Source organism: Bradyrhizobium sp. CCGUVB14 (assembly GCF_024199935.1).
Classification (GTDB): Bacteria; Pseudomonadota; Alphaproteobacteria; order Rhizobiales; family Xanthobacteraceae; genus Bradyrhizobium.
Window position 1 is genome coordinate 9,212,165 of record NZ_JANADS010000001.1, and the last position, 17,627, is coordinate 9,229,791.

Consider the following 17,627-nt stretch of genomic DNA (forward strand, 5'->3'; position numbering starts at 1 on the left):
CTAACAATAACCTAAGCAAGAGGCCGGAGCTTGGCTCCGGCCTCGGCGTCAGTTTGAAGCTCAGGCGGCGCCCTTCAGCTTCTTGTTGCATTCGCTGTAATAGCCGCCGCCCTTCTCGATCCACTTCATGCCGCCATTGCCGTTGGTGGCCTTGTTGGCGTTGTACTGGTCGACGCAGGTGTGGAGGCGAGCCTTGCCCGCGCTCTCCTTGGCGTATTTGGCATCGACCGCGTTCGGGAAGACGGCGTTGCCCATCGGCATGGTCGGCGCCGGGGCGGCGACGGGAGCCGCCTCCTTCTTCGCGGCCGCCTTGGGCTCGGCAGCAGGCGCGGGCGCTGCCGGGGCCGCCGCTGTCGGTGCGGCAGCCGGAGTTGCATCGGCGCCGCACTGGGCCTTGCGGAAGTCATTCCACTTCATGGTGCCGAGCGAGCCGTCCTTCTTGGCGGCCTGGTATTTCGCACTGCACTCCTGCGAGGTCAGCGCCTGCGCCGGCGCACTCGCCATCAGCGCGGCAACGCTCGACGCCGCAATCGCAGACAACAATTTGGCTTGAATGGTCATCCTTGGTCTCCCTCAGGGAAGCAAACGAGGATTGCTATCCTAGCGTGCCCCGGACTTCCGACAAGGAAGCGATGGGGTTCGGAGCCAAAATATAGTGATCGCACCGTTCAGGATTATTCATGTGGCGTTCAGCAAGGCAGGCCGACGTTCGCGCTCCTCCGCAACTCTCGCAAGAAGAGCCACACCATGACCCTCGCCACCCGCCTCGCCGTCGTCGCGATCGCCTCGCTGTTCGCCACCGGCACTGCCTTCGCGCAGACCGCTGCGCCGGCCGCAAAGACCGATGCCGCTGCCACCACCGACAAGAAGGCGCCGAAGGAGCACTCGGCCGAGTCGCTCGAATGCTCCAAGCAGGCGGACGCCAAGGGCCTGCATGGCAAGGAGCGCAAGAAATTCCGCTCCGAGTGCATCAAGACCGCGAAGGCCGGTGGCGCTGCTGCTCCTGCGCCTGCCGCCGACAAGAAGTAAATCCGTCACAATCCTCCCCTCGCCTTTGGCGGGAGGCGCACGCATTGCGGCATGACGAGCCTGCAATTGTGCGCCTCTCGCCGATTTGCGATAAGGCGGCGTGAAGCAAATCACCGCCTCCCTCCCGTTCGAATGGCCGAGCCGTGCCAAGGTTTTGAGCACCGCGGAGACGCTCGTCATCGGCGCCGCCGGGGGCCTGGCCTTTCTGGCCGCGGGCCTTCCGGGCGGATTGATCTCGGGATCGATGATTGCGGTCGGGATTGCCGCGATTGCCGGACGCCAGCTTTCGGTGCCGCCGCTCCTGACCCAGACTGTGCTGGTGCTGCTCGGCATTTCGCTGGGCTCCGTCGTTTCGCGCCATCTGATCCAGCAGGTCAGCGCCTACCCGCTCACCATCGGGCTGCTGGCGCTCGCGACATTCTGCTCGACCTTCGGCTCGAGCTATTACTTGCAGCGCGTCCACGGCTGGGACCGTACGTCGGCTTTCCTCGCCGGCAGCCCCGGCGCGCTGTCACAGATCACGATTTTGGCGGTTGAGCGCGGCGCCGACCTGCCAGGCATCGCGGTGGTGCAGACCATGCGCGTGATCATCCTCACCGCGGCGCTGCCGATGGTGCTGGCGATCGCGGGCGTCGCCCCCTCCGTCGCGCCATCGCTGACGACGGCCATTGCTTCGCCGCTCGATCTTCTGGAGCTGGTGGCCGCATCGCTGGCGGCGTCGCTCGTGCTGCGTCTGATCAAGTTTCCGGCAAGCTGGATGTTCGGCGCGATGATCGCCTCCAGCGTGCTGCATGGCGCGGGGTGGGTCGAGGGCGGTCTGCCGAACTGGGTGCGCGGTGTCGCGCTGGTCGGCATCGGCGCGCTGATCGGCAGCCGCTTTGCCCGGATGCGGATCAAGACGCTGGCCGGCCACATCAACGCCGCGCTCGGCTCGTTCGCCGTGGCGATCGCCGTCTCCTCGATCTTCGTCGGTATCGTGGCAATCACGACGCAGGTGAAGTTCTCCGACGTCGTCGTTGCCTTTGCGCCCGGCGCGATGGACGCCATGCTGGCGCTGGCACTGACGCTACACATCGATCCGATCTTCGTCGGCGCCCATCACCTTTCGCGCTTCGTGTTCGTCACCATCGCGACGCCGGGCATCGTGCATCTGTTCGGCCGCACGCAGGACGACGTCGACGATTAGCGTTCCGCTGGCGTCGCCTGCCCCGTCAGCGCCGCGACCTGCGCCTCGAGCTCCGCAATCCGCTGGTCCCTCGCCGCCAGCGCCGCCGCCACATCCGCGGCGTCGAACTTCTGCGGAATGTGCTGCGGGCAATTGGTGTCCCAGGCCGCGATCTTGAACACGATCACCTGCTCGGGCCGGGCGCGATAGCCTTTCGGCATCAGCGCGTCCGTCAGCGCATCGTCGTCCTCGACCACGCGCGCCTCGCCCCAGATCTTGACCCGGCGGCGATGGGCATAGTCCATCACGAAGATGTAGGCCTTGGGGCTCTCCGAGAGATTGCCCTGGGTCAGATATTGCTGATTGCCGGCATAGTCGGCGAAGGCGAGCGTCTGCTTGTCCAGCACCTTCAGAAACCCCTTCGGGCCGCCGCGATGCTGGATATAGGGCTGGCCGTCCGCCGAGGCCGTGGAGAAATAGAAGCTGTTGGCGTCGGCGAGAAATGCCTCGAGGTTTTCATCGACCTCGGTGCGCCAGCCGCGCTGCTCGACGCGGCCATAGGCTTCGCGCGAGCCCTTGCGCGCCTGGATCGCCTTCACCGCGGGGGTAAAGGCGACGTCGCTGGCATAGGTGTGGACTGCGGTCATCGGAATATCTCCTGAAAATTCCGGCGCATCTCTGCGTCTTTCGGGGATTAAAATGGACCTTCCGGCGATCAAAACAATCGGACCTATTGACACTTCATCGTTGCAATATATGCAATAATGCCCATGGATCGCCTGGAAGCCATGCACGTGTTCGTCACCGTCGCCGATCTGCGCGGCTTTGCGCCCGCGGCGCGCAAGCTACGGCTGTCGCCCTCGGCGGTGACACGACTGATTGCTGCGCTGGAAGAGCATCTCGGCGCGCGGCTGCTGCAGCGGACCACCCGGCAGGTGAGATTGACCGACGTCGGCACCCGCTATCTGGAACGCGCCCGTCGAATCCTCGCCGACGTCGAGGAGGCCGACGGCTCGGCGCGGGAGGAGCGCAACCGGCCGAGCGGAAAGCTGGTGGTGTCGGCCCCGGTCGGCTTCGGGCGGCTGCATGTCGGCCCCGTCATGACCACCTATCTCAAACGCTATCCCGAGGTCGCCTGCGAGCTCAGGCTCTCGGACAACCTCGTCAACCTCGTGGAGGACGCCGTCGATGCCGCCGTCCGTATCGGCCACCTCGCCGATTCCTCACTGGTTGCGCGCCAGGTCGGCGAGATGCGGCGGATCACGGTGGCCACGCCCGGTTATTTGAAGCGCCATGGCGAGCCGAAGACGCCGGAGGCGCTGACCGAGCATCAGACCATCCTGTTCGGTCCCGCGATAGCGTGGCGCTTCGCGCAGGACGGCCGCGATATCGAGGTGGCGCCGTCCCCGCGCTTCACCAGCAACAGCGCCGACGCCGCCCTGCAATATGCCGAGGCCGGCGGCGGCATCACGCGCGTGCTGGCCTATCAGGCCGCCGACGGCTTGAAGAGCGGGCGGCTGAAGATCCTGCTGGCGAAATACGAGCAGCCGGCCCTGCCGATCCACATCGTCTATCCGACCTCGCGCCTGCTCTCGGCCAAGGTGCGCGCGTTCATCGATCTCGTCGTGGAGACGGCGGATTGGCGATTTGGGTAGGTCTTACGCCTTCCTCGGCACCACGCGAAACGTCCCGCTGGCGCGCGCGATCACGACATCATCGGCCTTCGCCAGGCACTGCGCGAAGCAGATGGTCTTGCCGGTCTTGATCACGTCGCTCTCGATGGCAAGCCACTGGCCGATCCCCGCTTGGCCGACGAAATCAACCGTGAGCGAGACCGTCACGAACGAGGTGGTCCAGCCCGTCGCCTGCGCGCAGCTGTAGCCCATCGCATTGTCTGCAAGTGCTGCGATGAGGCCCCCGTGAATCATGCCACGGCCGTTGGTATGCGGCCGGTCCAGCCGAAGACCGAGGATGAAGGCCTTCTCGGTTTTCTTTGCGTAGATCGGTTTCCAGGGCTCCGTGAGCGGACCGCTGCGGAGATGCGGCTCGAAACCTGCGGGGATGGCGGTGTCGGTCATGCGTGTCTCGTATCCGTTGCAATGATTGTTGCCATTGAACGCGATGGACGTGACGGACGCATCAATTACAAAGTTTTAAACGAGATTTGCGCGGGTGTTTGAAATGGACGGGCCGCAAGGACGGTGCCGTAGGGTGGGCAAAGCGAAGCGTGCCCACGAGCTTTCGCAATTATAGGAAGACGTGGGCACGGCGCTTCGCGCCTTTGCCCACCCTACGGCACCTTCCTAAAACGGCAACCCCACGTAATTCTCCGACAGCGACGTCATCGCGGCCTGCGACTGCGTGACGTAGTCGAGCTCGGCAACCTGGATGCGTGCGCCGATGCTGCCGTTATCAGGGAATTTGTGCAGCATCGATGTCATCCACCAGGAGAAGCGCACGGCCTTCCAGACCCGCGCCAGCGCCCTGGCGGAATAGGCATCGATCCCCGCGCTCGATTTCTCGTCGTAGAATTCCCGGAGCGCGCCCGACAGGTAATGCGCATCGCTTGCCGCCAGGTTCAGCCCCTTGGCGCCGGTCGGCGGCACGATGTGGGCAGCATCGCCGCACAAAAACATCTTGCCGAAGCGCATCGGCTCGGCGACGAAGCTGCGCAGCGGCGCGATGCTCTTCTCGATCGAGGGGCCTGTCACAAGACTGTCGGCGGCCTCCTGGTCGAGCCGGCGCTTCAATTCGTCCCAGAAGCGATCGTCGGGCCACTCGTCGACATGGTCGTTGAGCGAGCACTGCAAATAATGTCGGCTGCGCTTCAGCGAGCGCATGGTGCAGAGTGCAAAGCCGCGGGCATGGTTGGAATAGATCAGCTCGTGGCTGACCGGCGGCGTCTCTGAAAGAATGCCGAGCCAGCCGAACGGATAGACCCGCTCGAACTCGGCGATCGCCGAGGCCGGGACGCTGGCGCGGCTGACGCCGTGAAAGCCGTCGCAGCCGGCGATGAAGTCGCAATCGAGCGTGTGGGTGATGCCGTCCTTGACCCAGGTTACGCGCGGGTGACTGCCGTCGAAATCGTGCGGCTGCACATCCTTGGCTTCGTAGACGGTGATGAGGCCTGCCGCTTTCCGCGCATTCATCAGGTCGAGCGTGACCTCGGTCTGGCCATAGATCATGACCGTCTTGCCGGTCGCGGCCTTCATGTCGATGCGATGACGGCGGCCATCGAAGGCGAGCTCGATACCCTCATGCACCAGGCCTTCGGCATGCGCCCGCGCGCCGGCGCCGATCTGGTCGAGCAGCCCGACCGTTCCCTCCTCCAGGAGACCGGCGCGGATGCGGCCCAGCACGTAATCCGGGCTCTGCCGCTCAAGAATGACATTGTCGATGCCGTATTGGTGCAGAAGTTGCCCAAGCAACAATCCTGCCGGCCCGGCCCCGATGATTGCGACTTTTGTCCGCAATACTTGCTCCTCCCGATCCTGTAGGCTTTCGTCGCGGCTCGCTTGTGGCGGTCGTCCGCGCGCGATAATTATATCATATAACGGTTGGGCAAAAGGGGAGTGCTCGTCGCCGCATCGCGACAAATCCATGCAACATGGCTGACATAGATGACGCGGCGGCACGCCGCGGCAGTTCCGGCTTGAACGCGCCAGCCAATTAGATAACATGTTAATTAATGAGGCCGGGCCAGCGAAGCCCGCCGTCGAAAAGAGGGAGACACGACCGATGAGGAAAGCCTGTCTGGCTTTGCTGCTGGCAGCAAGCGTGACGCCTGCGTTCGCGCAGGACAAGACTTTTGACCTGAAGGTCTCGCATTGGGTGCCGGCGTCGCATCCGCTGCAAAAATCTCTGGAAGACTGGGTGGCCGCGGTGAACAAGGATTCCGGCGGCACCATCACGGGCAAGGTGTTTCCGGCCCAGCAGCTCGGCAAGGCTTTTGACCATTACGACATGGCGCGCGACGGCATCGCTGACGTCACTTATGTCAATCCCGGCTACCAGCCCGGCCGCTTCCCGATCATCGGCGCCGGCGAATTGCCGTTCCTGATCTCGGATGCCAAGGGCGGCTCGGAGGGCCTGGACGCCTGGTATCGCAAATATGCCGCGAAGGAGATGAAGGACGTCAAATACTGCCTCGCCTTCGTCCACTCGCCCTCCTCCTTCCACTCCCGCACCAAGAAGATCGTGATGCCGGAGGACGTGAAGGGCATGAAGATCCGCCCGGCTCACGCCACCATGGCGAATTTCGTCACCGCGCTCGGCGGCACCAATGTGCAGTCCTCCGCGCCTGAAGTGCGCGACATCATCGAGCGCGGCGTCGCCGACGGCGTCACCTTCCCCTGGGGCTCGCTGGTGCTGTTCGGCATCGACAAGGTCACGAAGTACCATATGGAGGCGCCGCTCTACACCACGACCTTCGTGTTCGTGATGAACAAGGACAAGTACGACGCAATGTCCGACAAGCAGAAGGCCGCGATCGACAAGAACTGCTCGACCGAAATGGCCGGCGTGGTCGGCGAGCACTGGGGCAAGTTCGAGGATGCCGGCATCGACAAGGTGAAGGCGGAGGAAGGCCACGAGGTCTACAAGCTGACGCCGGACCAGACCGCCGCCTGGAAGAAGGCGTCCGAGCCGCTGGTCAAGACCTGGGGTGATGGCGCCAAGAAGGCCGGCATCGATCCCGACGCAGCGCTGGCGGATTTGAAGGCGTCGTTGAAGAAGTACAACGCGCTGGCGGAGTAGTTTTCACCGAAACAGAAGCGGCGGCGGGAATCGTTCCGCCGCCGCTTTCCTGCAAATTTGAGGACCCTCCACCCATGAAGCGCTGGATGGATCGCGTCATCGACTCGATCGAATGGATCGCCGCTGCCTTCGTCGGCATCGTCGCGCTCGACATCTTTCTGTCGGTGCTGCTGCGCAACACGCTGAACTATTCGATTCCCGACAGCTTCGACATCGGCCGCATGCTGCTCGGCATCCTCATTTTCTGGGGCATCGCCGCGACCTCCTATCGCGGGACCCACATCACGGTCGACCTGGTCTGGGGCAATGTCGGGCCGCGCTATCAGCGCTGGATCGACGTGTTCGCGACGCTGGTGCTGCTGTTCGTCGTCACCGTGCAGACCTGGACGCTGTTCGACAAGGTTCGCGGCACCTACAACGACAACGTCCAGACGTTCGACATGCACATGCCGACCTGGCCGTTCTTCGCGATCGCCTGGATCGGTGACGTTTCGGCTGTTCTGCTGATCGCGATCCGCACCTACCGGCTGATCTTCCATCCCGAAGAGATGCACGACCCCAAGCTCAAGGCGACGGAGTAATCATGAGCACCGATGCCGTCGCCGTTATCGGCTTCGTTTCCCTGTTCGCTCTGATGCTGCTGCGCGTGCCCGTCGGCATGGCGATGGGCCTCGTCGGCGTCTCCGGCTTCTCCTATCTGGTCGGCGCAACGCCGGCGTTGAAGCTGGTCGGCCAGACCTCGATGCGCACGGTGACCGACTACACCTTCGGCGTCATCCCGATGTTTCTGCTGATGGGCTCCTTCGTCAGCAATTCCGGCATGAGCCGCGAGTTGTTCCGCGCCGCCAACGGCTTTGTCGGGCACTTGCGCGGCGGCCTCGGCATTGCCACCGTCGGCGCCTGCGGCGGCTTTGCCGCGATCTGCGGCTCGTCGGTCGCGACCGCGGCGACGTTCTCGGCGGTCGCCTACCCGGAGATGCGCCGCTTCGGCTATCCGCAATCCTTTGCCACCGGCGTGATTGCGGCCGGCGGCACGCTGGGTGCGATGCTGCCGCCCTCCACCGTGCTTGCCGTCTACGGCATCATCACCGAGCAGGACATCGGAAAACTCTTCATCGCCGGCATCATTCCGGGCCTGCTGGCGATGACCATGTACATGATCACGATCTTTCTGATCGGCTATTTACGCCCCGACTTCCTGCCCAAGGGCAAGGTGCTGCCCTGGCGCGAGCGCTTCGCCGGCCTGAAGGACATCTGGGCGCCGGTGCTGCTGTTCGTGTTCGTGATCGGCGGCCTCTACGGCCTGCCGTTCCTGCCGCGCTTCACGCCGACGGAAGCCGGCGGCGTCGGCGCCACCGGTGCTTTCATCATCGGCGTCGTCACGGGCCGGCTCGATCGCGAGAAGATCCTGGCTTCGCTGCTCCAGGCAACGCGCACGGCGGCGGCCGTGTTCACCGTACTGATCGGTGCGCTGATCTTCGGCTATTTCCTCACGGTGACGCAGACGCCGCAGAAAGTGACGGAATTCCTCACCGGCCTGGGCTTGGGCCCCTACGGCGTGCTGGCGCTGATCATGGTGATGTATCTCGTGCTCGGCTGCCTGATGGATGCCATGGCGATGATCATCCTGACCGTACCGATCATCTTCCCGGTCATCACGCATCTCGGCTTCGATCCGATCTGGTTCGGCGTCATCATCGTCATGACCGTCGAACTCGGCCTGATCCATCCGCCGGTCGGCATGAACGTCTTTGTCATCAAGAGCGTGGTGAAGGACGTCTCCTTCTCCACCATCTTCAAGGGCGTGATTCCGTTCGTGGCGACCGACCTGGTGCGTCTGGTGATTTTGATCGCGTTCCCGCTGCTGGCGACCTGGCTGCCGACGCGCATGATGGCGCATTGAAGGGTGAAGCGATGACCACACCGACACTCGAGACAAGATACGCCTTCACCATCACCGCAAAAATCGGCGACGTCATCACCGCCGGCGAAACCGGCATCGGCGTCCGTCGCATCATCCCGATCATCGGTGGCGAGGTGACAGGTGCGATCACCGGCAAGGTGCTGCCCTTCGGCGCCGACTTCCAGACCATCCGCCCGAACGAGCTGATCGATCTCGAAGCCAAATACGCCTTCGAGACCGACGACGGCGCCATCGTCTATGTCGAGAACAAGGGCATGCGCTTCGGCCCGGTCGACCTCTTGCAAAAGCTCAAGCGCGGCGAGCCGGTCGATCCGAAACTGATCTACTTCCGGACCGTGCCGAAATTCGAGACGGGGCACGAGACGTACCGCTGGCTGATGGAGCACATCTTTGTGGGCTCAGCGGCGCGGCATGCGGACCGGGTGGTGATCGACGTCCACCAGGTGGTGTGAGCTACACACTCGGCCGTCGTCCCGGCGAACGCCGGGACCCATACCGCGTGATCTATCGATCGCGGACGGTAGGAGCGTCGGACGACGAATCTTCGCCAAATTTCTCCCTGGGACTATGGATTCCGGCTTTCGCCGGGACGACATCGAATGTGAAGGCCACGGCGCCGGCCCCATATTGACTCCCGCAGAATTCGTTATACAACATAACTATTCTGATAAGGACGCAAATGACACAGGGAAACGCCGAAACCGCTGCCGCGGGCGCCTCCGGGCTGCTTCAAATCGAGAGGGTGGACCGGGTTCTGACCGTGGGTCTGAACCGGCCGGCCAAGCGCAATGCGCTCAACGACGGCATCATCCTTGAAATCGGCGAATGTTTTGCGTCCCTGCCCGAGGACATCGGCGCGGTCGTCATTCACGGCATCGGCGATCATTTCTCCAGCGGCCTCGACCTCTCCGAACTTCAGGATCACGACGCCACGGGCGGGCTCCTCCACTCTCAAATGTGGCACCGGGTGTTCGACCGCATCCAGTACAGCCGCGTGCCCGTGATCGCGGCGCTCAAGGGTGCGGTGATCGGCGGCGGGCTCGAGCTTGCCTGCTCCGCCCACATTCGCGTCGCCGAGCCCACAGCCTATTTCGCGCTGCCTGAGGGCCAGCGCGGCATCTTCGTCGGCGGCGGCGGCTCGGTGCGCCTGCCACGGCTGATCGGCGTCGCGCGCATGATGGACATGATGCTGACGGGCCGCGTCTATAGCGCGACCGAGGGGGCGTCTTACGGCTTTGCGCAATATGTCACCGAGGCCGGCAGCGGCCTCACCAAGGCGCTGGAGCTCGCGACCAAGATCGCGTCGAACGCACCGCTGACGAATTTCGCCGTGCTCCAGGCATTGCCGATGATCGCGGAGGCCAATCCGCAGACCGGCCTGCTGATGGAATCACTGATGGCCACCGTCGCGCAGAGCGACAAGGAGGCCAAGCGCAGGATTCGCGAATTCCTCGAGCACAAGACCGCCAAGGTAAAGCCGAAATCATGAGTGCGAAGCCGTCCTCTTCCAGCACAGAGCGCGGCGAGAGCAATTCTCCGCTGCGGCCGATCTCGTTCGGCGATCCCGTCATCGACATCGATCGTCGCGCCGATGGCACGATCTATTTGCGGCCGAAGCAGCCGCTCGGCGACTATCCCATCCGCATCACCGACCGCCTGCATCACTGGGCGACGACGACGCCGAACCGCGTGTTCATGGCGGAGCGCGAAGGCGGCCACGGCTGGCGCAAGATCACCTATGCCGAGCTGCTCACGGCGAGCCGTCACATCGCCTCGGGCCTGATCCAGCGCGGCTTGTCGGCCGAGCGGCCGGTCGTCATCCTCTCCGGCAATTCGATCGATCATGCGCTGCTGGCGTTCGGCGCGTTCTATGCGGGCATTCCGTTCTGTCCGGTATCGCCAGCCTATTCGCTGGTGTCGAAGGATTACGGCAAGCTCTCTTACCTGATGAAGCTGCTGACGCCCGGCCTCGTCTTCGCCGAGGACGCCGACAAGTTCGCGGACGCCCTTGCCGCCAACGTGTCGCTCGGCACCGAGATCGCCGCATCCTATGGCAGCGTGCCCGGCCGCGACGTCACCTTGCTCGCCGACCTCATGGCAACGCCTGTTCGCAGCGACCTCGACGCGGTGCATGGCAAAATCGGCCCCGATACGATCGCAAAATTCCTGCTGACGTCGGGCTCGACCGGCAATCCCAAGGCCGTCATCAACACCCAGCGCATGATCTGCGCCAACCAGGTCATGCTGCGCGAGACGCTCGCCTTCCTCAAGGACGAGCCGCCCGTCATCATCGACTGGCTGCCCTGGAATCACACCTTTGGCGGCAACCACAATATCGGGCTGACGCTCTACAACGGCGGCTCTATGTATCTCGATGCCGGCAAGCCCATGCCCGGCGGCATCGAGGAGACCGTGCGCAACCTCCAGGAGATTTCGCCGACGGTCTATTTCAACGTGCCCAAGGGCTACGAGTCGCTGCTGCCTTATTTGCGCGACGACCAGGGCCTTCGTGCCAAGTTCTTCGACCGGCTGCATGCGATGTTCTTCTCGGGTGCGGCGCTGTCGCCCTTCGTCTGGAACAGTCTCGACGAACTCGCGGTGAAGGAAAAAGGCTATCGCGTGCCGATGCTGACCGGCCTCGGCGCAACCGAGACCGCGCCATTCTTCATGTCGGTTAATCCGCGCACCAGCCGCTCCGGCCATGTCGGCCTTCCCGTCTCGGGTAACGACGCCAAGCTGGTTCCGAACAACGGCAAGATGGAGGTTCGCGCCAAGGGCCCGAACGTGATGCCCGGCTACTGGCGCCAGCCCGACATCACCGCAAAATCCTTCGACGAGGAGGGATTTTACAAGATGGGCGACGCGCTCAAGCCCGCCGATCCCGATGATCTCAACGCCGGCTTCGATTTCGACGGCCGTGTCAGCGAGGATTTCAAGCTCGCGAGCGGCACCTGGGTCAGCGTCGGCCCGCTGCGTGCGCGCTTCGTCGCGGCCTGCGCGCCGCTGGTGCGCGACGTCGTTATCGCCGGCATCAACCGCGACGAGGTCTCCGCGCTGGTGCTGCTCGATCTCGACGGTTGCCGCCTGATCAACCCGACGCTGCCGGCCGATAGTCTCGCCGTCACCGCCCGGGATAGATTGGTGCGCGAAGCTTTTCGCGAGCGGCTCACGCGTTTCCTCTCTTCGGCCACCGGCTCCTCGACGCGGATCACGCGCGCGATCCTGCTGGACGCGCCGCTGTCGATCGACAAGGGCGAGGTCACCGACAAGGGCTCGATCAACCAGCGCGCGGTGCTCGAGCATCGCGGCGCGCTGATCGAGGAGCTCTACGCTGCCAATCCATCTGATCGTGTGATATCGGTCGGCTAAGAATTCATCGAAGGAGAACGCCATGTTGTTGAAGGATCAGGCAGCCGTCGTCACCGGCGGCGCATCGGGACTGGGCGCCGCCACCGCTCGCAAGCTGGCGGCACAGGGCGCCAAGGTCGCAGTGTGCGATCTCAACACCAAGCTCGCGGAGACCGTTGCCGCCGAGATCAAGGGCGTCGCCGTGACCTGCGACGTCTCCGACGCCGCCTCCGCTGAAGCCGCGATTGCACAGGCCGCCAAGGCCCACGGCCCGGCCCGCGTGCTGGTCAATTGCGCCGGCATCGGCGTGGCAAAGCGCGTCGTCGGCCGTGACGGCCCGATGGCGCTCGCCGATTTCGACAAGGTGATCAAGGTCAATCTGATCGGCACCTTCAACATGCTGCGCCTCGCCGCGACCGAGATGTCCAAGCTCGAGCCGCAGGCGAGCGGCGAACGCGGCGTCATCATCAACACGGCCTCGGTTGCCGCCTATGACGGCCAGATCGGCCAATCAGCCTATTCGGCCTCGAAAGGCGGTATCGTCGGCATGACGCTGCCGATCGCGCGCGAGCTGGCCCAGTTCGGTGTTCGCGTGCTGACGATCGCGCCCGGCCTGTTCCTGACGCCGCTGCTGGCCAACCTGCCGCAGGAAGCCCAGGACTCGCTCGCCGCCGCGATCCCCTTCCCGCGCCGGCTCGGCCATGCCGACGAGTTCGCCGCGCTCGCGCTGCACATGGTCGAGAACTCCTACCTCAACGGCGAAGTGGTGCGCCTCGACGGCTCGCTACGCATGGCGCCCAAGTGACTTCGTAGAGTAAGAGCCCCGCATGTTCGTGAACCGGCGCGACGTCCAGATCCAGTGGGGCGACTGCGACCCTGCCAACATCGTCTACTATCCGCGCTATTTCGCGATGTTCGACGATTCGACCTCGACCCTGTTCGAGGTCGCCGGGTTCTCAAAACAGGACCTGGTCCGCAAATACGGCCTGGTGGGCATCCCCATGGTCGACACGCGGTCCAAGTTCTACATCCCCTCGACCTATGGCGACTGGATCACCATCGAAACGAAGATCGAGAGCATCAAGCGCTCGAGCTTCGAGGTGAAGCACAATGTCTACAAGGGCGATGCGCTCGCCATCGAAGGTTTTGAGACCCGCGTCCTGGTCGGCCGCGATCCCGTTAACCCCGACAAGCTGAAATCGGCACCGTTTCCGCCGGAAATGGTAGCGAAATTCATAGGGAGTTAGATCCGGAGCTAAATCGCCGCATCACCAAAAGACGGGGCTGAAATAGCCCCGAATTTCTGCTTTCAAAGAAATACGAAAAGGGAGGAATCGATGAAACGCTTTTACCTGACCGCCGCCATCGCCGCGGCCGCGCTGGCGCTGCCGGCCCTGCCGGTGCTGGCCCAGACCAACGAAATCACCATCGGCATCAGCGTGACCACCACAGGTCCCGGTGCCGCCCTCGGCATCCCCGAACGCAACGCGCTGGAATTCGTGCCGAAGGAGATCGGCGGCGTGCCGCTGAAGGTGATCGTGCTCGACGACGGCGGCGACCCGACCACCGCGACCACCAATGCGCGCCGCTTCGTCACCGAATCCAAAGCCGACGTCATCATGGGCTCCTCGATCACGCCGTCGTCGATCGCGATCTCCAACGTGGCGAACGAAGCCGGCATCCCGCATTTCGGCCTTGCGCCGTTCCCGATCACGCCCGAGCGCGCCAAGTGGTCGGTGTCGATGCCGCAGCCGATTCCGATCATGGGCAAGGTGATCTACGAGCACATGAAGGCCCACAACGTGAAGACGGTCGGCTATATCGGCTACTCCGATTCCTACGGCGATCTCTGGTTCAACGATTTCAAGACCCAGGGCGTGCCGATGGGCATGACCATGGTCGACGAGGAGCGCTTTGCGCGTCCCGACACGTCGGTGACCGGACAGGTGCTCAAGCTCGTCGCGGCCAATCCGGACGCGATCCTGGTCGGCGCTTCCGGCACGGCCGCGGCGCTGCCGCAAACCGAGCTGCGTGAGCGCGGCTATCAGGGCCTGATCTACCAGACCCACGGCGCGGCCAGCATGGACTTCATCCGCATCGCCGGTAAGGCCGCCGAGGGCGTGCTGATGACGTCGGGCCCGGTGATGGATCCCGAAGACCAGCCCGACAGCGCCCTCACCAAGAAGCCGGGCCTGGCGCTCAACTCCGCCTATGAGGGCAAATACGGCCCGAACAGCCGCAGCCAGTTCGCCGGCCATTCCTACGACGCCTTCGAGGTCCTGAAGCGCGTCATCCCGACCGCGCTGAAGACGGCGAAGCCCGGTACGCCTGAGTTCCGCGAGGCCATTCGCCAGGCCTGGCTGACCGAGCGGGAAATCCCGGCAAGCCAGGGCGTCTACAACTTCACCGAAAAGGATCGCTACGGCCTCGACGACCGCTCGCGCATCCTGCTTACGGTCAAGGACGGCAAATACACGCTCGCGAAATAAGCAGCGACGAGTTTCCAATACGACGAGAGCCGGCCCGATGGGCCGGCTCTTTTGTTTTGCGTTACCGGCGCGACTGCATCAGGCCGCCTGCCGCAGCGGCGTCCAGGCGAACTCCGGATAGTAGGTGTCCATCATCCGGTCGACATAGGCGGTGAGGTTTTGAAATCCTTCCGCGCGCTCGCGCAGACGGGATTCGAAGAACGGCGTGAGAATTCCGGCGAGCGCGCCGAACGCCGTCGCGTCGACCCCGCTGGGCCTGTTGCCCATCAGATAGGATTTGTCGCCGAGCTGCACCGAGAGCGCAAACAACGAGCGCACCGCGAGCTCGACATCGTCATCGGGCCCATGACGGCCGAGGCCGGAGAGCAGGTAGTTCTCGGCGACGCGGAATTGCGCGTCCTCGCGCAGTTTCTCGCGGCTGTGCTCGGGCGCCCCGTCGAAGAAATGCGCAGGGCCCTTGGCGAAATTGGCAGCATCGACCCAGCGCGCGCCGACCAGCGACCAATAGACGTGGTGCTCGATCATGCGCTCGAACGCCCAGGCCTGGGCGCGTTCGTGCAGGGAAAGGCCGGCGTCGAAGTCGAAGCCGTAGCGGCGCTCGATATGGGCGCGGATGAAGGTGGAATCGGCCACCGCCTCGCCGCCGTCGTCGATGAAGGGCAGCTGCCCCTTCGGCGAAGCCGGGGGCATTGCGCGCTCCTTCCGGTAGGGCAGTCCCGCCATCTTGAGCTGCACCTCGGTCTTGGTGACGAAGGGGCTGATTTCCGGCAGGCCGAAGCCGGTGCCAAAGCCGTAAAGCGTTATCATTGGAGCTCTCCTGAACCTGCCGAAAGAGTTGACGGAACCTAGTGACGGGCTGCTGCCACCATGGTGGCAGCAGCCGTGATATCTTCTGCGAAACGGGCCCCCCGCCAGGCGCGGCTCATGACATGGCGGACCAGCGCGTCCGCAGCCTGGATCAGCGCACGTACCAACAGGGTCGCAAGCGCAACGCGGAGATCGACGACGGTGAGATCGAAAAGCGCAAGGCGGCCAGGGACTCTGGCATGCAACGAGGTCTGCGCCCGCCACAACGGACCGACCAGGCCGAGATGGATTGGAATGATCATGGACAAACCCTCTTCAGTCGATGTGTTGTCCCGGTATAGAACTCCCCTGCTGCCAACATCCTGTCAGCAGCCACGCGCCGTTTTCTGATCCGCCCCCGATGAGAGAATTGTCATGAGACGCGCCGACCGGCTGTTTCAGATCATCCAGGTGCTGAGACGCACCCGTAAGCCGCTGACGGCGGACGCAATTGCGGCCGAACTCGAGACGTCGAAGCGAACGATCTATCGCGACATCGCAACGCTGATGGGCCAGCGCGTGCCGATCCGCGGCGAGGCCGGCATGGGCTACATCCTGGAGAAAGGTTTCGACCTGCCCCCCTTGATGCTGACACCCGACGAGATCGAGGCGGCGGTGCTCGGTGCGCAATGGGTCGCGGGCCACGCCGATTCCACGCTGGCGCGCGCGGCCGAAGATTTGATGGCCAAGATCGCCGACACCGTGCCCGAGCGCCTGCGCCCCTTCGTGCTGGAGCCTGCGAGCCGCGCGCGCCCGAGCTGGAACAGGGAGCCTGACCGCCTGGACATGGCGCGCACGCGCACCCAGATTCACGAGGGCAAGAAGATCATGCTGCGCTATCGCGACGAGCAGGGCCGGCCCAGCGAGCGCATGATCTGGCCGATCTCGGTCGGCTATCTCGAAGCCGTGCGCCTGCTCGCGGCCTGGTGCGAGCTGCGCAGCGATTTCCGCAGCTTCCGCACCGACCGCGTGGTGGATGCGACCTATCTCGACGAAAGATATCCGGAGCGGCGCGACGTGCTGCGCGCGAAATGGCGGCAGAGCCTGGTCTGGGGCCCGCCCAAGGACACCTGACAAGGGACACGTGACGAGGATGGAAGAAATCGATCTGTCGAGCTGTTGCCAGAGCTGCGGCGCCTGCTGCGGCTATTCGCAGAACTGGCCGCGCTTCTCGATCGAGAGCGACGAGGAGCTTGCAGCGATTCCGGAGACGCTCATCAACGAGCGACAATCCGGCATGCGCTGCGAAGGCGATCGCTGTTCAGCGTTGCAGGGCGAGATCGGCAAGGCAACCGCGTGCGGCATCTACGCGATGCGGCCGGAGGTGTGTCGCACCTGCATGCCGGGCGACGCCGAATGCGCGATGGCGCGGCGGAAGTTCGGACTGCCTGTGATCGTGACCGCTTAAGCGGGGACGGCTTCGCTGATCTCGTCGTCGATCTCGTCGTCCAGCGGTGCGAGCACCGAGAGCGGCTTGGTCGACAGGCTGATCGGCTTGCGGCCGCCCGACAGCGACGGCGGCGATTTGGACGAGCCCTCGCGCGACAGCGCATAGAGCGTCGAGCCGACACGGCCGCCGTTCTCGATCAAGTCGCGCTCGCTGCAGCTGGCTGCGATCGCGACGGCCAGCGAATGAAGATGGCTGCGGCGATAGCAAAACAGCGCCAACCTGGCGCGCGCGTCAGGGGAAACACTCTCAACCAGCCTCGGCAGGCCACTCTCGCTGGCGCGGTACATCTCGCCAAGGAGCTCGTCGCGAACCGGGCAGAAATCGCTTTCATAAGCGTCGCGGCTTGAAAACATTGCAGTTCTCCCTCGTGTCCGGAAGATGCAGCGCAATTCTCTAATGAAAGGTTAACCACCCTGGGCGGTAGTCACCCGGGGTGCTTGCCGTTATGGCGCGAATCGGAGCGGCCCCCTGCCGGGCTGAATACGGGGTCGGCGGTGCCGTTGCGGCCATCCTTCGAGACGCCCGCCTCTGGCGGCTCCTCGGGATGAGGTTTGTTTCCACCGAAAAATTCCAACGCCTGATGGTGAGGCGGCGCGAGGCGCCGTCTCGAACCACGAGGCC

General features: G+C 64.1%; 21 protein-coding genes. 14 read left to right on the top strand and 7 right to left on the bottom strand.

All coding sequences use genetic code 11. The features are described 5' to 3' along the window. Positions 1–60 precede the first annotated feature (60 nt). On the bottom strand, positions 61–561 hold the full coding sequence (locus NLM32_RS43120) for a hypothetical protein (RefSeq protein WP_254134704.1): 501 nt from the start codon (positions 559–561) through the stop codon (positions 61–63). Between the two features lie 186 nt (positions 562–747). On the opposite strand from NLM32_RS43120, the gene NLM32_RS43125 reads away from it, so the two are divergent. Together NLM32_RS43125 and NLM32_RS43130 are read left to right on the top strand one after the other, a co-directional pair. Further along, on the top strand, positions 748–1,029 hold the full coding sequence (locus NLM32_RS43125) for a PsiF family protein (RefSeq protein WP_254134705.1): 282 nt from the start codon (positions 748–750) through the stop codon (positions 1,027–1,029). Between the two features lie 100 nt (positions 1,030–1,129). Beyond that, positions 1,130–2,215 carry an AbrB family transcriptional regulator gene (locus NLM32_RS43130; protein WP_254134706.1) on the top strand — a complete coding sequence of 362 codons (1,086 nt, stop codon included), beginning with the start codon at positions 1,130–1,132 and terminating at the stop codon, positions 2,213–2,215. Here NLM32_RS43130 and NLM32_RS43135 read toward each other — a convergent pair. Next, entirely contained in the window at positions 2,212–2,841 is a 630-nt protein-coding gene (locus tag NLM32_RS43135; RefSeq protein ID WP_254134707.1) for a pyridoxamine 5'-phosphate oxidase family protein, read from the bottom strand. The two genes, NLM32_RS43130 and NLM32_RS43135, sit on opposite strands and share 4 nt — an antisense overlap. Positions 2,842–2,964: 123 nt before the next feature. Here NLM32_RS43135 and NLM32_RS43140 point away from each other — a divergent pair, with 123 nt between their 5' ends. Beyond that, a complete protein-coding gene (locus NLM32_RS43140; RefSeq protein ID WP_254134708.1) occupies positions 2,965–3,849 on the top strand; it encodes a LysR family transcriptional regulator in 885 nt (294 codons plus the stop codon). Positions 3,850–3,852: 3 nt separating this feature from the next. Here the strand turns inward: NLM32_RS43140 and NLM32_RS43145 are convergent, their stop codons facing one another. After that, the gene (locus NLM32_RS43145) at positions 3,853–4,272 is read right to left on the bottom strand and encodes a PaaI family thioesterase (RefSeq protein ID WP_254134709.1); all 420 of its coding nucleotides are present in this window, start codon (positions 4,270–4,272) and stop codon (positions 3,853–3,855) included. Between the two features lie 225 nt (positions 4,273–4,497). Further along, positions 4,498–5,667, bottom strand: a complete 1,170-nt coding sequence (gene pobA / locus NLM32_RS43150) for a 4-hydroxybenzoate 3-monooxygenase (protein ID WP_254134710.1) — start codon at positions 5,665–5,667, stop codon at positions 4,498–4,500. A gap of 265 nt (positions 5,668–5,932) precedes the next feature. Between pobA and NLM32_RS43155 the strand changes: the two genes are divergently transcribed. The 9 genes from NLM32_RS43155 to NLM32_RS43195 all read left to right on the top strand — a co-directional run bounded on the left by NLM32_RS43155 (position 5,933) and on the right by NLM32_RS43195 (position 14,710). Further along, the gene (locus tag NLM32_RS43155) at positions 5,933–6,949 is read left to right on the top strand and encodes a TRAP transporter substrate-binding protein (RefSeq protein WP_254134711.1); all 1,017 of its coding nucleotides are present in this window, start codon (positions 5,933–5,935) and stop codon (positions 6,947–6,949) included. A gap of 74 nt (positions 6,950–7,023) precedes the next feature. Then, positions 7,024–7,530, top strand: coding sequence for a TRAP transporter small permease (locus tag NLM32_RS43160; RefSeq protein WP_234684575.1), 507 nt, complete (start codon positions 7,024–7,026; stop codon positions 7,528–7,530). A gap of 2 nt (positions 7,531–7,532) precedes the next feature. Beyond that, positions 7,533–8,852, top strand: coding sequence for a TRAP transporter large permease (locus NLM32_RS43165; RefSeq protein ID WP_254134712.1), 1,320 nt, complete (start codon positions 7,533–7,535; stop codon positions 8,850–8,852). 11 nt (positions 8,853–8,863) lie between these two features. Next, the gene (locus tag NLM32_RS43170; protein ID WP_254134713.1) at positions 8,864–9,325 is read left to right on the top strand and encodes a DUF3237 domain-containing protein; all 462 of its coding nucleotides are present in this window, start codon (positions 8,864–8,866) and stop codon (positions 9,323–9,325) included. 227 nt (positions 9,326–9,552) lie between these two features. After that, entirely contained in the window at positions 9,553–10,362 is an 810-nt protein-coding gene (locus NLM32_RS43175) for a crotonase/enoyl-CoA hydratase family protein (protein WP_254134714.1), read from the top strand. After that, positions 10,359–12,242 (top strand): feruloyl-CoA synthase, encoded by a 1,884-nt coding sequence (locus tag NLM32_RS43180; protein WP_254134715.1) that lies wholly within the window; start codon positions 10,359–10,361, stop codon positions 12,240–12,242. The genes NLM32_RS43175 and NLM32_RS43180 overlap by 4 nt, the downstream gene beginning before the upstream one ends. Before the next feature lie 22 nt (positions 12,243–12,264). Further along, on the top strand, positions 12,265–13,026 hold the full coding sequence (locus tag NLM32_RS43185; protein ID WP_254134716.1) for an SDR family NAD(P)-dependent oxidoreductase: 762 nt from the start codon (positions 12,265–12,267) through the stop codon (positions 13,024–13,026). A gap of 22 nt (positions 13,027–13,048) precedes the next feature. After that, a complete protein-coding gene (locus tag NLM32_RS43190) occupies positions 13,049–13,468 on the top strand; it encodes a thioesterase family protein (RefSeq protein ID WP_254134717.1) in 420 nt (139 codons plus the stop codon). A gap of 90 nt (positions 13,469–13,558) precedes the next feature. Further along, a complete protein-coding gene (locus NLM32_RS43195) occupies positions 13,559–14,710 on the top strand; it encodes an ABC transporter substrate-binding protein (RefSeq protein ID WP_254134718.1) in 1,152 nt (383 codons plus the stop codon). Positions 14,711–14,788: 78 nt separating this feature from the next. On the opposite strand, the gene NLM32_RS43200 is transcribed toward NLM32_RS43195, so the two are convergent. Both NLM32_RS43200 and NLM32_RS43205 read right to left on the bottom strand, forming a co-directional pair. Further along, entirely contained in the window at positions 14,789–15,517 is a 729-nt protein-coding gene (locus NLM32_RS43200) for a glutathione S-transferase family protein (RefSeq protein ID WP_254134719.1), read from the bottom strand. 38 nt (positions 15,518–15,555) lie between these two features. After that, positions 15,556–15,819 (bottom strand): hypothetical protein, encoded by a 264-nt coding sequence (locus NLM32_RS43205; protein WP_254134720.1) that lies wholly within the window; start codon positions 15,817–15,819, stop codon positions 15,556–15,558. 112 nt (positions 15,820–15,931) lie between these two features. On the opposite strand from NLM32_RS43205, the gene NLM32_RS43210 reads away from it, so the two are divergent. Together NLM32_RS43210 and NLM32_RS43215 are read left to right on the top strand one after the other, a co-directional pair. Continuing rightward, positions 15,932–16,630: a YafY family protein gene (locus NLM32_RS43210; protein WP_027530661.1), complete on the top strand. Its 699-nt coding sequence runs from the start codon at positions 15,932–15,934 to the stop codon at positions 16,628–16,630. A 19-nt stretch (positions 16,631–16,649) separates the two neighbouring features. After that, positions 16,650–16,964 carry a YkgJ family cysteine cluster protein gene (locus NLM32_RS43215; RefSeq protein WP_254134721.1) on the top strand — a complete coding sequence of 105 codons (315 nt, stop codon included), beginning with the start codon at positions 16,650–16,652 and terminating at the stop codon, positions 16,962–16,964. On the opposite strand, the gene NLM32_RS43220 is transcribed toward NLM32_RS43215, so the two are convergent. Beyond that, a complete protein-coding gene (locus NLM32_RS43220) occupies positions 16,961–17,359 on the bottom strand; it encodes a hypothetical protein (protein ID WP_254134722.1) in 399 nt (132 codons plus the stop codon). The genes NLM32_RS43215 and NLM32_RS43220 overlap by 4 nt on opposite strands. Positions 17,360–17,627: the final 268 nt, after the last annotated feature.

Excerpts from the sequence above, each read along its gene's own strand:
- NLM32_RS43120 (WP_254134704.1), bottom strand. The coding sequence starts at position 561 with ATGACCATTCAAGCCAAATTGTTGTCTGCGATTGCGGCGTCGAGCGTT.
- NLM32_RS43125 (WP_254134705.1), top strand. The coding sequence starts at position 748 with ATGACCCTCGCCACCCGCCTCGCCGTCGTCGCGATCGCCTCGCTGTTC.
- NLM32_RS43135 (WP_254134707.1), bottom strand. The coding sequence starts at position 2,841 with ATGACCGCAGTCCACACCTATGCCAGCGACGTCGCCTTTACCCCCGCG.
- NLM32_RS43140 (WP_254134708.1), top strand. The coding sequence starts at position 2,965 with ATGGATCGCCTGGAAGCCATGCACGTGTTCGTCACCGTCGCCGATCTG.
- NLM32_RS43145 (WP_254134709.1), bottom strand. The coding sequence starts at position 4,272 with ATGACCGACACCGCCATCCCCGCAGGTTTCGAGCCGCATCTCCGCAGC.
- NLM32_RS43155 (WP_254134711.1), top strand. The coding sequence starts at position 5,933 with ATGAGGAAAGCCTGTCTGGCTTTGCTGCTGGCAGCAAGCGTGACGCCT.
- NLM32_RS43160 (WP_234684575.1), top strand. The coding sequence starts at position 7,024 with ATGAAGCGCTGGATGGATCGCGTCATCGACTCGATCGAATGGATCGCC.
- NLM32_RS43165 (WP_254134712.1), top strand. The coding sequence starts at position 7,533 with ATGAGCACCGATGCCGTCGCCGTTATCGGCTTCGTTTCCCTGTTCGCT.
- NLM32_RS43170 (WP_254134713.1), top strand. The coding sequence starts at position 8,864 with ATGACCACACCGACACTCGAGACAAGATACGCCTTCACCATCACCGCA.
- NLM32_RS43175 (WP_254134714.1), top strand. The coding sequence starts at position 9,553 with ATGACACAGGGAAACGCCGAAACCGCTGCCGCGGGCGCCTCCGGGCTG.
- NLM32_RS43180 (WP_254134715.1), top strand. The coding sequence starts at position 10,359 with ATGAGTGCGAAGCCGTCCTCTTCCAGCACAGAGCGCGGCGAGAGCAAT.
- NLM32_RS43185 (WP_254134716.1), top strand. The coding sequence starts at position 12,265 with ATGTTGTTGAAGGATCAGGCAGCCGTCGTCACCGGCGGCGCATCGGGA.
- NLM32_RS43190 (WP_254134717.1), top strand. The coding sequence starts at position 13,049 with ATGTTCGTGAACCGGCGCGACGTCCAGATCCAGTGGGGCGACTGCGAC.
- NLM32_RS43195 (WP_254134718.1), top strand. The coding sequence starts at position 13,559 with ATGAAACGCTTTTACCTGACCGCCGCCATCGCCGCGGCCGCGCTGGCG.
- NLM32_RS43200 (WP_254134719.1), bottom strand. The coding sequence starts at position 15,517 with ATGATAACGCTTTACGGCTTTGGCACCGGCTTCGGCCTGCCGGAAATC.
- NLM32_RS43205 (WP_254134720.1), bottom strand. The coding sequence starts at position 15,819 with ATGATCATTCCAATCCATCTCGGCCTGGTCGGTCCGTTGTGGCGGGCG.
- NLM32_RS43210 (WP_027530661.1), top strand. The coding sequence starts at position 15,932 with ATGAGACGCGCCGACCGGCTGTTTCAGATCATCCAGGTGCTGAGACGC.
- NLM32_RS43215 (WP_254134721.1), top strand. The coding sequence starts at position 16,650 with ATGGAAGAAATCGATCTGTCGAGCTGTTGCCAGAGCTGCGGCGCCTGC.
- NLM32_RS43220 (WP_254134722.1), bottom strand. The coding sequence starts at position 17,359 with ATGTTTTCAAGCCGCGACGCTTATGAAAGCGATTTCTGCCCGGTTCGC.